General features: G+C 70.2%; 7 protein-coding genes. 3 read left to right on the forward strand and 4 right to left on the reverse strand.

The window, feature by feature from the left end:
* The first annotated feature begins 15 nt into the window (after positions 1-15).
* Both WMF24_RS47560 and WMF24_RS47565 read left to right on the forward strand, forming a co-directional pair.
* Positions 16-1137: a polyamine ABC transporter substrate-binding protein gene (locus tag WMF24_RS47560; RefSeq protein WP_437734126.1), complete on the forward strand. Its 1122-nt coding sequence runs from the start codon at positions 16-18 to the stop codon at positions 1135-1137.
* A 341-nt stretch (positions 1138-1478) separates the two neighbouring features.
* The gene (locus WMF24_RS47565; protein WP_437734127.1) at positions 1479-2003 is read left to right on the forward strand and encodes a GNAT family N-acetyltransferase; all 525 of its coding nucleotides are present in this window, start codon (positions 1479-1481) and stop codon (positions 2001-2003) included.
* A 431-nt stretch (positions 2004-2434) separates the two neighbouring features.
* On the opposite strand, the gene WMF24_RS47570 is transcribed toward WMF24_RS47565, so the two are convergent.
* From WMF24_RS47570 to WMF24_RS47585, 4 genes are all read right to left on the reverse strand, one after another.
* A complete protein-coding gene (locus WMF24_RS47570; protein ID WP_437734128.1) occupies positions 2435-5509 on the reverse strand; it encodes a TonB-dependent receptor domain-containing protein in 3075 nt (1024 codons plus the stop codon).
* 442 nt (positions 5510-5951) lie between these two features.
* Positions 5952-6779, reverse strand: coding sequence for an ABC transporter permease (locus WMF24_RS47575; protein ID WP_437734129.1), 828 nt, complete (start codon positions 6777-6779; stop codon positions 5952-5954).
* A complete protein-coding gene (locus WMF24_RS47580; RefSeq protein WP_437734130.1) occupies positions 6776-7669 on the reverse strand; it encodes an ABC transporter permease in 894 nt (297 codons plus the stop codon). Before WMF24_RS47580 ends, WMF24_RS47575 begins: the two co-directional genes overlap by 4 nt.
* Positions 7662-8777, reverse strand: coding sequence for an ABC transporter ATP-binding protein (locus WMF24_RS47585; RefSeq protein ID WP_437734131.1), 1116 nt, complete (start codon positions 8775-8777; stop codon positions 7662-7664). The genes WMF24_RS47580 and WMF24_RS47585 overlap by 8 nt, the downstream gene beginning before the upstream one ends.
* A 578-nt stretch (positions 8778-9355) precedes the next feature.
* On the opposite strand from WMF24_RS47585, the gene WMF24_RS47590 reads away from it, so the two are divergent.
* Positions 9356-13177 (forward strand): serine/threonine-protein kinase, encoded by a 3822-nt coding sequence (locus tag WMF24_RS47590; RefSeq protein ID WP_437734132.1) that lies wholly within the window; start codon positions 9356-9358, stop codon positions 13175-13177.
* The last annotated feature ends 3 nt before the right edge of the window (positions 13178-13180 follow it).

Below are 13180 nucleotides of genomic sequence, written 5' to 3' on the forward strand. Positions count from 1 at the left end.
AGAAAGGACTGACCGATGCAATACAGACGTAGACCCCTGGTGCTGTTGTCGATGCTGCTGGGGGCCCTTTCGCTTATCGCTTGCTCCAAGAAGGAATCCGCGCCGGCAGGGCAGGAGTCGGGGGCCGGCGCGAAGCCGGCCGCGCCCGCCGAGGTAGGCGAGCTGAACCTGCTGATCTTCCCGGACTACATCGATGAGAAGATCATCAAGGAGTTCGAGTCGCAGACCAAGGCGCAGGTGCGGCTGACCCGGTACGACTCCACCGAGGAGATGGAGAGCAAGCTGGCGTACGCGGGCGCCGACAGCCAGTACGACGTCGTGATCATGGCCAGCCAGATCCTGCCAAGGATGGTGCGGCGCGGGCTCGTCCGGTCGCTGGATCACGCCCAGATCCCGAACCTCAAGAACCTGGAGCCGCGGTTCTCCGGGCCCGGGTTCGACGACGGCAACAAGCACGGCGTGCCGTACCAGTGGGGCACCGTGGGCATCGTCTACAACAAGAAGAAGGTGCCCAACCTCGACGCCTCGTGGGCGTCGCTGCTCGACCCGCAGAAGGTGGCGGGGACGTTCATCCTGCTCGACGAGCAGCGGGACATGCTGGGCTCGGTGCTCAAGTACAAGGGGTACTCGAGCAACACGACGAACGCGAACGAGATCCGCGAGGCGGGCCGCGTCCTGAAGGACGTGAAGAAGCACCCGAAGTGCCTCGGCTTCAAGGGCGGCGTGGGCGCCATGGAGGACGTCAGGGCGGGCTCCGTGGACATGGCGGTCGTCTGGAACGGGGACGCGCAGAAGGCGATCGAGCAGGACAAGGAGCGCCTCGCCTTCGTGATCCCCAAGGAAGGCTCGGTCATCTGGGTCGACGTGATGACGATCGCGGCGAAGGCGCCTCACCCCGAGCTCGCTCACAAGTTCATCAATCACGTGCTCACGCCGGAGAACGGCGCGCAGCTCTCGATGTACACGAAGTACGCGTCTCCCAACGCCGTTGCGCAGGGGAAGCTGCCGGAGGGAGACCGCACGAACACGCTCATCTATCCGACGAAAGAGGTGTCGGATCGCCTGGAGCACCACCGCGACCTGGGCGAGGCAGCCAAGGTGTTTGACGAGGTGTGGACCGAAGTGAAGTCGCAGTGACGACCACGCCGGCGCCGACGACCCATGGGAGCGCGACGCGCGACGGCGGGATCAGGGCGGCACCTGCGCCCACGTGTACTGACACTCAACCTCTGTGAAGTAGGCTGTCTGACCGATCGCGACAAGCGGCGAGCGGGTTCTTCCGCACCTGGTGTGGTGCGGAGGGCGCGGCTCGCCGTCGTGCGCAACGCGTACAATTCGAACGCACGCGCGCCAGTTTGCCGCACGGTCTCGCGGAACGATGATAGGCTGGGCGTTATACCTGGGAGATTCCCCTGATGAGCAGCCCTCTCGACCTTCCGTTCGCCGTGCATCCCCGCATCGAGACTGAGCGTCTGATCTTGCGTGAGATCACGGAGTCCGACGCTGAAGCCTTGTTCGCCGTCTGCTCGGACGACGAGTGGCTGCGGCTGTGGGGCGCCCCCGTCCACAGGACGGTCGCCGACACGCGGAAGATGATCGGCATGCTCAAGCGCGCGCACCAGGAGGGCTCGCAGCTCCGGTGGGGCATCACCGTGCGGGGGGGGACGGACCAGCTGATCGGCGCGGCGGGGTACTTCCGCTTCATGCCGCACCACTACCGCGCCGAGATCACGTATGAGCAGGCGCGCACCGCGAGCGGCAAGGGGTACATGACCGAGGCGCTGCGGGCCGTCGTGCGGTTCGGGTTCGAGCAGCTCGACCTTCACACCATCGAGGCGGGCATCGACCCCGAACACGGGCCCTCGCTGAGGGTCGCGGAGCGGGTCGGCTTCCAGCGGGAAGGGTACCTCCGGGAGAACTACTTCTTCCAGGGGAAGTTCTACGACACCGTCCTGTGTACGATGTTCAGCCCCAGGCCGGCGCAGCGGCCCTACAACAAGTAACCGTCGGCCTTCCGGCTCCTGCTGACGACACGGCCCGCGGAGGGTGAGGTCGTCGCGCGGGGCAGGGGATGGGCTGAGCTCGCCTTCGACGTCGTGGCTCCCGCGTGCACAGCACGTCGGAGCCACGACGTCATTTGGGCTCAGACAACAGCTCATTCCCCACCCCGCGCGACGACCTCGCCCTGCGCGGGCCTACGCTCGTTCGTGAGCCGCGCGAGGCGGCATGCGCTGGTCGGCCGGCGCCACCGCATCAGGTCTGTCGGCAGCCGGCGCCGTGTCGAGCGCGAGCCAGCCGCGCGCGCGTGCCGCTCGGGGCCGGGGGAGCGCTCTTGGCAACGAGGGCGGGGAGACAAAAAGACAGCGCCCCTCCGCTGGACGGGAGGGGCGCTGTCGTGCGTCGGGCTCGCTGGCGGGACCAGCGCCCGCGTCGCTCAGAGGTTCATGTTGAGCGAGGCGAGGAACGTACGGCCGTTCTGCGGGAACTTGGCGATGGTGTACTGCGCGGCCGTGGGGGCCGTCCAGCGCCAGTCGCCGACGTTGTAGACGCCGACGTTGTAGCGGAGACCGCCGACATCCACCTGCCCGGAGAGGACGATGTCCCAGATCACGACCGGCTCGGTCTTTGTCTGCTTGATCTCGCTGGTCGCGCGGACGTTGCGGTCATACCGCGGCGCCTCGACCGTGAGGCGCGACGCCAGGCCGAGCGCCTTGCCGAAGAGCGGCACGGCGCCGCGGACCGACCCCATGTGCTCCGGCGAGTTCGGAACCGCGCGGAGCTGGTTCTCGCCGGCGTCCTCCAGGTACTGCGCCTTCGCGTAGGAGTACGAGACCGACGCCATCCACCCCTGGCGCCACTCGCGGCGCAGCTCCGCCTCGCCGCCGATCACCAGGATCGGAACCCCGGTGTTCTCGTAGCGCGTCGGATCCCCGACCGTCTGGGAGCCCTGCTGGAAGATCAGGTTGCTCAGGTGGTTCACGTACCCGGCGCCGAGCGCAGAGACCGTGGAGGAGAGGCGGTGCGTGAACTCGACCTCTCCCGACCAGACGTTCTCGGGCTCGAGCTCAGGCGCGGGCCTGTAGGTCACATTGTATCCCTGCGCGTTGTCCGCATAGACGGCATACCCGTAGAACAGCTCCTGAATCGAGGGCGCGCGGAACGCGCGGCCGCCGGTGACCTTCAGGTTGCCCCCCTCGTACGGCTTGACGATGAGCGCGATCCTGGGGCTCGGGACGGGCGTCGGGTCCTCCAGCGTCGAGTAGTAGTCGAAGCGTGAGCCCGCCGAGATGCGGAGCCGCTCCGACGGCGTGATGTCGACGAGCGCGTACGCCGCCAGGATGTTGTAGGGGTGCTCGTCGATACCGTCATCGCCCGAGTTACCCGGGAGCGGCAGGTACGAGAAGGGGAGGCAAACATCCTGGGAGGCGCAGGCCGTGTTGATGCCGGTCTGCTCGGCTGTGAAGTGGATCTGGGCCTCGGCGCCCGCCGTGATCTTCAGCTGCGGGATCGGGCTGAACTCGACCCGCTGCTCGGCGAGCAACCAGATGTCGTCGAAGGTTTCCCTGTCATAGATCTGATCGAAGGTCCGATCGATAGAAGGAGCGTAGTACCAGAGCTGATCCTTGAACTTGTACATGTTGATGCTCGCGCGGGTCAGCGTCGCGAGCTTGTCGCCGAAGCGCGGGGACAGGGAGGCCTCGATGAACCCGCGGGTGTCCTGGTAGAACGTCCGGTCGCTGCCGAGCTGCGTCGTCGCGACGCCGTTGGGGATCGTCTTCGAGCGGGAGTTCAGGTACCACTGCGCCGAGAACGACTTCACCCAGAGGCGCCCCTGGAGCGTCCCGACGGTGAACTTGTCATTGTCCCGCGAGTGCCCGTCGAACCTGTAACGCAGCGGGTCGTCCGGCGGCATCGGGTCGCCCTCATTCTCAGGCTGGGGCCGGGGATCGCTGGACGTGGGATGATCCCTGTAATCGCCGAAGTAGTAGTCCCGCCCCAGGCTGCGCGCGGCGCCGACCGACATCCAGACGCCCGAGTCGCGCCCGAGCGGCAGCTGGAACGACGCGCGCCCACGGATGAGCCCGTTGTCCGCCGTGCCCACGCCGAGGCCCACGCTGGTCGACGTCGGGCGGCCCTTGGTCACGACGTTGACGACGCCGGAGAAGGCGCCCGTACCGTAGAGCACCGAGCCGGGACCTCTCACGATCTCGATCCGCTCCACGTCCTCCATGTCCGTCCGGGCCAGGTAATCGAAGTACGAGAGGTTGACCCAGCTGTCGTTCATCGCATGCCCGTTGAGCAGCGTGAGCATCCGGTTGCCGAAGTCGCCCGGCAGGTTGATGCCGCGGATGCCGGCGAAGGTGTACACGCCGTCGTACGTCGTGTAGACGCCGCGCACGCCCCTCAGGGCCTCGGCGACCGTGGGATACCCCATCGCGCGGAGCTCCTGCCCGGGGATGATGGTGACCGAGCCGGGAGCGTCCTCGACGGCCTCCGTCGAACGAGACGCGGCCTCGACCTCCTCGAGCTGGCGCAGCGAGAGGTCGATCCGGGTCTGCTGGCTGGCCACCACGTTGACGACCTGCTCCACCGGGCGGAAGCCGCGCAGCGAGACGCGCACCCGGCGCTGGCCGCTCTGCACGTTGAGCACCGCCGGCGTGAAGCCCATCGGCTTGCCGTCGACCTCGACGAGCGCGTCGCGCTCGTCCGCGTTGACGACGAGGCTGCCGGTGAGCGGGTTCAGCCGGTAACGCGCGGCCACCGTCGTGCCGGCCACGACGTTCACGTCCTGCTCCGACGGCTGATACCCCTCCTGCGTCAGGTACAGGCGGTGACGGCCGGGCGGCATCGTGAGGTCGCACGGCGCGGTGCACGCCACCGGACCGCTCGGATCGTTGATCCTCACCTGCGTGCCCGCCATCTCGCCCACGACACGCACCGTGCCGACGATGCGCTTGAGCTTTATCTGGACGTTCGTCTGCTCGCCGATCTTCGCCTCGACGTTCTCGACCTCCGCCGGCTCGTACCCCTCGAGGTCGACGATGATCTTGTGCTTGCCGGGCTGGAAGCCGAGGAGGCGCGGCGTGTTGCCGCGGCCGCCGAGATCACGGCGGTTGATGTACACCGTCGCGCCGGGCGGGTCCGTCTGCACGTTGATGACGGCGACGTTCGGCCGGATGCGCGCGAGCGCCTCCTCGATGGCGGGCCTGCGCGCCGCGTTCGGCTCTTGCTCGAGCGCCTGAACGTAGTAGCGGAACGCGTCCGCGTACTCCCCGAGCGCCTCGTACGTTCGAGCGATGTTGAAGATGACGTTGCGGTTCGGCACGAGCCGGTTCGACACCAGGAAGTGCTCCAGGGCGCCCCGGTAATCGCGCTGCGCGTAGCGGTCCGTGGCGATCCTGAAGTGTAGATCGGCCTCATCGGCCAGATCGTCCGCCCAGGCAGGCCGACCGGAGAATGTGAGGAGTGAAATGAGTATGAGTAGGAGTGCGGAACGACGAAAGCTCATCTTTCGATCTCGATTCCCAACGGTCGAAGTGGAGCGGAATGCGCCGCCGCCGGGTCCAGCAGTCACGCCGAGACACGGCGAGCTTCGGACGAACAGCCGCATTGCCGGGTGAGCTTACCGTAAGCCGTGAGCCGATCCAACCTGTTCGCACGAGCGGCCGATGCCCCGAGCTCCACGTGGACGCCGCTGTGTAGGCGCCCTGCGCGGCGCGCATACAGAGTGAGCGGAGCCGAGGGCGCCGCGCGCGTGGATCCCCCCGGAAACCCTCGCATCTCCCGCGCGCAACGAGGCAAGCGCGCGAGCTCTGGCTTGCGCGCATGCGCAGCATCGGGCGCCCCGCCCGGCCCGTTCACTGAAGCTGGACGCCGTCGGCGCGCGCCCCTCGCTCCCCACGGGCGGCGCGGCGCGCCGCGCCGCCGGGCCGGGGCGCGTCAGCGAGCTCTCAATCGTGTCTCCAGCGCGTCAGCCGCTCGACCATCATCATGAACACGATGACGCCGAACACGAGGATCGTCGAGATCGCGAACAGATCGGTCCGCATGCCCCGCACCTGAGAGTGGTAGACGAAGAGCGGGAGCGTGACCGAGCGCGGGCCGGACGTGAAGAAGCTGATCACGAAGTCGTTGAGGGACATCGTGAATGCCAGCATCGCGCCCCCCACGATCGCCGGCCACAGCAGGGGGAGCGTGACCCGCCGGAAATGGGTCCAGGGCGACGCGTAGAGGTCCATCGCGGCCTCGCTCAGCGTCGGTCCTATGGAGATGAGGCGGCTGCGGACGATGAGCGTGACGAACGCGATCTCGAACGTCACGTGGCCGATGATCATCGTCGTCATGCCGAGGTCGAACCAGTCCACCACCCGGCGGAGCAGGTTGAACGCCATCACCAGCACCGCCGCGAACGTGATGTCCGGCGCGACCGCCGGGATGTCGACGATCGACTCGAGCATGCGGCTCACGGAGGTCGGCCACGGAAAGCGCATCCCGAGCGCGAGCAAGGTCCCGAGGACCGTCGAGATGAGCGTCGAGGCGCCGCCGAGCAGCAGCGTGTTCACGGCCACCTCGCGGATCTCCCGGGCGCGCCGGCTGGTCTCGGGATCGGCGAAGAGCTCGAGGTACCAGCGCACCGAGAAGCCCGTCCAGACCAGGCCCCGCTCCGCCGCGTTGAACGAGTAGACGGCCACGGCGAGGAGCGGCAGGTAAAGCAGCCCGAAGCCGACGAAGGCGGCGACGGTCGTCAGCGCGCGCCAGGGGCCGCGGCCGCCGCTCACAGGATCTCCACCGAGCGCCCGTTCCGGCGATACAAGGTGACCCCGCCCAGCGTCAGGATGATGAGGATCAGGCTCAGCGCCGCCCCATAAGGGATGTTCCGGCCAGGGCCGAACTGGTGCTGGATCAGGTTGCCTATCAGCCAGTGCTTCGCGCCGCCGAGCATGTCGCTCACCACGAAGACGCTCATCGCGGGGACGAACGTCAAGATCACGGCGACGCTGAGCCCGGGGAGGGTCTGGGGCAAGATCGCCGCGAAGAACACGCGGAGCCGCGAGGCGTAGAGGTCCTGCGCGGCCTCCACGAGCGACCAGTCGAGGCGGTCGATGCTCGTGTAGAGGGGGACCACCGCGAACGGCAGCGAGGCCGCGACGAGGCCCAGCGTGACCGCCGTCCAGCTCGGATAGATGTCGCGGCCGGGGTCGATCCAGCCGAGCCAGGCGGCGAGCTTGGCGGGCAGCAGCTGCGCCGACAGGAGGAGCTTCCAGCTGAACGTGCGGATCACGAGGTTCGTGCAGAGCGGTACGATGATGATCCCGAGCCAGAAGAACCGCCGGCGCCGCGAGCCGCGGGCGATGAAGAAGCTCATGGGATACGCGAGCATCACCGAGGCGCTCGTCGCGATCAGGGCGAGGACGATGCTCCTGATGAGGATACGCGCGTTCTCGCCCGAAGCGGAGCCGAAGATGCGCGCGAACGACTCGAGCGTCAGCTCCCAGATGAGGGCGCCGTCCGCGTCGCGCTTCACGAACGAGACGACGAGGAGCGCGAGGCTCGGCAAGAGCAGGAATACCGTGAGCCAGGAGACGCCGGTCGCGATGAACAAGAAGCCCCGGGCGAGCAGCCTGCGCCGCGTCGTGAGCTGCCCGAACCAGACCGTGGGCTCAGTCACTGAGCACCTCGAGCCGCTCGGCGGGCAGGGCGAGCCACACCGAGGATCCGGGCTTGAGCCGCGAGCGGGGGCTGAGCTGCACCCTGAGCGGCCCGGGTTCGATGATGAGCTCCACGTGGTCGCCGCGATAGAAGCTCTCCCGCACCACGCCGCGCACGCCGTTCTCCGGCGGCTCGGTCTCGCAGAGCTCGATCCACTCGGGGTGGATCGCGAGCGTGCCGAACTCCCACTGAGGCGTGGTCTGGACCCGCAGCGCGCCCACCGTCGTGAACACGAGCGTGGCGCCGACCCGCTGGGCCGAGATGATGTTGGCCGCGCCGAAGAACTCGGCGGCGAAGCGGCTCTGCGGCCGCTCGTACACCTCGGCCGTCGCGCCCTGCTGCTCGATGCGGCCCTTGTTCATGAGCACGATCCGGTCCGAGACCGTCATCGCCTCGTCCTGATCGTGAGTGACGAGCACGAACGTCTTGCCGAGCGCGCGCTGGAGGCGACGCAGATCGAGCTGCACCTCGGCGCGCAGCTTCGCGTCGAGGGCGGACATCGGCTCGTCGAGCAGCAGCACCTCAGGCTCGTTGACGACCGCCCGGGCGAGCGCGACTCTCTGCTTCTGGCCGCCAGAGATCTGGTGCGGGTACCGCTCCGCGAGATCATCGAGCTTGAGCATCGAGAGGCTCGAGCGCACCCGCTCGCGCACCTCGGGATCCGGGAACTTCCGCGACCGCAGCCCGAAGGCCACGTTCTCGAACACGGTGAGATGCGGGAACAGCGCGTAGTTCTGGAACACCGTGTTCACGGGCCTGCGGTTCGCCGGCAGGTGGTCAACCGCCCTGCCGGCGAGGAGGATGCGCCCCCGGTCGGAGCGATCGAGCCCCGCGATGATGCGCAGCAGCGTCGTCTTTCCGCAGCCGGAAGGCCCGAGGAGCGTCACGAACTCGCCGGCCTCCGCCGTGAACGATACGTCGTTCAGTATCTGTGTCTTGCCGAAGCTCTTGCTGACATTCTCTACAACGAGGCTACATCCCGGGTAGTGATCGTCCGCGCTCTCGGCCGGGGGCGCCATGCTGCGCCGCGCCGACGACGAGAAGAAGTCTCTCAACCTCTGGATCACCCCAGCAAACCCTTCGCGCGTGGCGCTCTCGGAACCGCTTCCGAAGCCTCGGAGCGTACTACGCAGACCATGATGCCCTCCGGTTGTCAACTGGGTGCGCGCCGTGCTGACCGGCTGAACGGCATGCACCCGGCCGGGCTCTTCTCGCTCGCAGGCCGGCTACGCTACCGCCCTTCCCTTGGAGGTGCCACCTTTCTGCCGATCCTGCTCGCGCCGTGACGAGCGTCCCCGTCAGGCCCGGAGCGCGCCCGCGACCCGCGCGCGCGCCGCGCGACGAGCGCGCGGGTCGCGGGCCCGCCGCGCCCAACGCGCTCTCCGCGGCCTCAGCGCCGCACGCGCGACCAGCGCGCGTCCGGCGCGCCCTGCGGGCCCGGCGCGCTCGCTGCGCGGCGCTGCGCGCTGCCAGGGGCCTCCGCGCGGTTTCACGCGCTTTCACGCGCTGCCACGCGCCTCGACGCGCTTCCCACGCGCTGTCGACGCGCTGTCGACGCGCTGTCGACGCGCTGTCTACGCGCTGTCTACGCGCTGTCTACGCACGGCTTGCCACCGCCCGGCGCCGGTGATTTCTTGGTCCACGCATGGGCCTGAGGAGCGCGAGACCCGAGTTCGGAGGCACGCGTCGCTTCCAGGTCGTTCGCGTCGTGGGCGTCGGCGGGATGGGGGTTGTCTACGAGGCCTTCGACCGCGAGCGAAAGGGGCGCGTCGCCCTCAAGATCCTCCGGAATCTGAGCGCCGAGGCGCGCCTCCGGTTCAAGAACGAGTTCCGTGCGCTGCAGGACATCCAGCACCCCAACCTGGTCAGCCTCGGCGAGCTCCACGAGGAAGAGGGGCAGCTCTTCTTCACCATGGAGCTGATCCGCGGAGTCGATTTCGTCGTGCACGTGCGGCTCCACGAGGAGGGCGACGCCGCGCCGCGGGGCGAGCCCGCGGGCGGCGGGCGGCGCTCCACCCTGCCGTCGAGCCCGCTGTGGAACCTCCAGGCCCCCGCCGGCGAGGAACAGCCCCGCATCAAGCGCCCGTTCCACGAGGCCCGCCTCCGCTCGGCGCTGGCGCAGCTCGCTCAGGGGCTCGCGGCGGTGCACGCGGCCTACAAGGTCCACCGCGACATCAAGCCGTCGAACGTGCTCGTCACCGCGGAAGGGCGGGTTGTCGTCCTCGACTTCGGGTTCGTCGCAGACGCGAGCGGCGCCGGCCGCGAGAACGCCGTCGTGGGGACCCTTCACTACATGGCGCCCGAGCAGGCCGAGGCCAAGGCCGCCGGTCCCGAGGCCGACATCTACAGTGTCGGGGTCATGCTCTACCTCGCGCTGACGGGGGTGTATCCGTTCCAGACGGCCCCCAAGGCGACGCTCGACATGATGCGGCGGGCCGAGCCGCCGCCGCCGAGCCGGCTCGTCGAGAACATGCCGCCCGACATCGACGAGCTCTGCGTCGACATGCTCCGCATCGATCCCGCCGCCCGCCCGACCGCGCGCGAGGTGCTGCGGCGGCTCCGGGTGCAGGAGCTCATCGAGGAGCCGCCGGTCCTCTCGCAGCGCATCGGCTTCGTCGGCCGGCAGAGCGAGCTCGCCGCGCTCGAGGGCGCGTTCGCCGAGGCCAGGATGGGGCGCGCGGTCACGCGGTTCATCGAGGGCGAGTCGGGCGTCGGCAAGAGCGCGCTCCTGCGCCGCTTCCTCGAGCGCATCGACAAGGACGCGCTCGTCCTCGCGGGGCGCTGCTACGAGCGCGAGGCGGTCCCGTACAAGGCCGTCGACGAGCTCATCGACGCGCTCAGCCGGCACCTCGCGCGCCGCCCTCCCGAGGAGATCAAGGCGCTCCTGCCGCCCAACGCGGGCCTGCTCGGCACCGTCTTCCCGGTGCTCCGGACCGTCCCCGCGATCACGGAGGCCCGCGCGCGCCGCAAGGCGATCGACCCGCCCGAGATCCGCGCGCTCGTCTTCGCCGCGCTCCGGGAGCTGCTCGGCCGGCTCGCGGCCGAGCGGCCGCTCGTGCTCGCGATCGACGATCTCCAGTGGGCCGACGCCGACAGCATCGCGCTCCTCTCGGAGGTGATGCGCCCGTGGACCGAGGCCGACCTCGGCGCCGCGGCGAGGCCCGGCTCGTTCGCCGGCCTCGACGGCCCCGCGGGCGCGCCGGCCGACCCCTCGCGCCCGCGCGCGATGATGCTCGTCGCGGCGGTGCGGACCGCCTCGGAGTCGGCGCCGCCGGTCTCGCGGCAGCTCGGGGTGCCCGCCGACGCGCTCGGGCACATCATCCTGCACCGCCTGTCGCTCGCCGAGGCGCAGGAGCTCTGCGCGCTGCTGCTCCGCGGCGCGCCGACAGGCCGCCCGCTCAGCATCGAGGCGATCGCGCAGGAGGCCGGCGGCCACCCGCTCTTCATCGACGCCCTCCTGCGCCACCGCCTCGCGCAGGAGGGCGACAGCGGCCCGGTGCGCCTCGACGACGTCCTCTGGGCGCGCATCAGCCGGCTCGACCCGCGGGCGCGCCAGCTCCTCGAGCTCGTCGTGTGCGCCGGCTCGCCGGTGCTCACGTCGGTCGCCGCGCACGCCATGGCCGCGGACTTCTCGGAGCTCACGCGGGTGATCTCCGCGCTGCGCGCCGCGAACCTCGTGCGGACCGGCGGGTCGGGCCAGGACGAGTTCGTGGAGCCGTTCCACAACCGCATCCGCGAGACGGTGGCGACCCGGCTCGACGAGCAGACGTCGCGGAGCTGGCACGGCCGGCTCGCCCTGGCGCTGGAGGCCTCCGGGCGCGCGGAGCTCGAGGCGCTGGCCGAGCACTGGCGCGCCGCCGGCGACCCCCAGCGCGCCGCCGGCTACGCGGTGCGCGCCGGCGAGCAGGCCGAGGCCGCGTTCGCGTTCGATCACGCGGCGCGCCTCTACCGCATGGCGATCGACCTCCACCTCCCCGGCGGCGCGGAGCGGCGGGTGGTGCTCGCCAAGCTCGGCGACGCGCTGAGCAGCGCCGGCCGCGGCGCCAAGGCCGCCGAGGCCTACATGGCCGCGAGCGACGGCGCCCCGGAGGCGGAGGCGATCGATCTCGGGCGCCGCGCCGCGGAGAACCTGCTCCGCGCCGGCTACGTCGACGCCGGCATGGCGGGCCTGCGCTCGGTGCTCCACGCGGTCGGCATGCAGGTGCCGAAGACCCCCGAGCTCGCCGTCGCGTCGCTGATGCTGCGGCGCGCGCAGGTGCGCCTGCGCGGGCTGAACTTCGTCGAGCGCCCCGCCGACGAGATCTCGCCCGAGGATCTCATGCGCATCGACGTCTGCTGGTCGGCGGCGATGGGCCTCGCGATCGTCGACCCCACGCGCGGCGCCGACTTCCAGGCGCGCAACCTGCTGCTCTCGCTCAAGGCGGGCGAGCCTTACCGCGTGACCCGCGCCCTCGCCTTCGAGGCGACCTACCTCGCGGTCGACGGCGGCCCCTCCGCCGCCCGCGTCGCCGACCTGCTCTCGACGGCGAGCGCCATCGCCTCGCGCATCGGCCGCCCCCACGCGCTCGGCCTCGTCGGCTTCGTCGGCGGCGTCACGGCCACGCTCTTCGGCCGCTGGCAGCAGGGCGTGGCGGATCTCGACCGTGCGGACGTCATTTTCCGCGAGCGCTGTACCGGCGTCACGTGGGAGCGGAGCTGGGCGCACGCGTTCTCGGTCTGGGCGCTCTGGTACGGCGGCGAGACGCGCGAGTTCATGCGCCGGGTCCCCATGTACCTGCAGGCGGCCGACGAGCGCGGCGATCGTTACCTGGCCACGAGCCTGCGTTCGTCGCAGAGCAACGCCTACTGGCTCGTCGGCGACGATCCCGACGCCGCGCAGCGCCAGGCGCAGGACGCGATCCGGAGCTGGTCCAGGGCGGGCTTCCAGCTCCAGAGCTACTTCGACCTCGTCGCCCGCGCGCACATCGGCCTGTACCGGGGCGAGGGCGAGGCCACGCACCGTCTGTTCGCCGAGCAGCGGTCGGGCATCGAGAGCTCGCTCGTGCTGCGCATCCAGGCCGTGCGCATCATCATCACGCACCTCCGCGCCTGCGCCGCGCTCGCCGCCGCCGCCGCCGCCCCTTCCGACGCCGAGCCGCTCCACGACGAGGCGCTCCGCGCCGCCCGCAAGCTCGACGCGGAGCACATGCCCTGGGCCGACCCGCTCGCCGCGTCCGTGCGCGCCGCCGTCTCCGCGTCGCGCGGCGAGTCGGAGGCGGCCCTCCAGTCGCTCGCCGACGCCGTGCGCGGCTTCGAGTCCGCCGGCATGGCGCTCTACGCCGCGGCCGCGCGCCGCCGCCACGGCGAGCTGCTCCAGGGCGACGAGGGCCGCGCCGCCGTCGCCGCCGCGAACGGCTGGATGCAGGACCAGGGCATCGTGAGCCCCGACCGCATGACGGGAATGCTCCTGCCCGGCTTCTCGACCTAGCGC

The organism is Sorangium sp. So ce1335, assembly GCF_051521615.1.
In the GTDB taxonomy this organism is placed as follows: Bacteria; Myxococcota_A; Polyangia; order Polyangiales; family Polyangiaceae; genus Sorangium.

Coding starts and splice junctions, on each gene's coding strand:
- WMF24_RS47560 (WP_437734126.1), top strand. CDS start 16: ATGCAATACAGACGTAGACCCCTGGTGCTGTTGTCGATGCTGCTGGGG.
- WMF24_RS47570 (WP_437734128.1), bottom strand. CDS start 5,509: ATGAGCTTTCGTCGTTCCGCACTCCTACTCATACTCATTTCACTCCTC.
- WMF24_RS47590 (WP_437734132.1), top strand. CDS start 9,356: ATGGGCCTGAGGAGCGCGAGACCCGAGTTCGGAGGCACGCGTCGCTTC.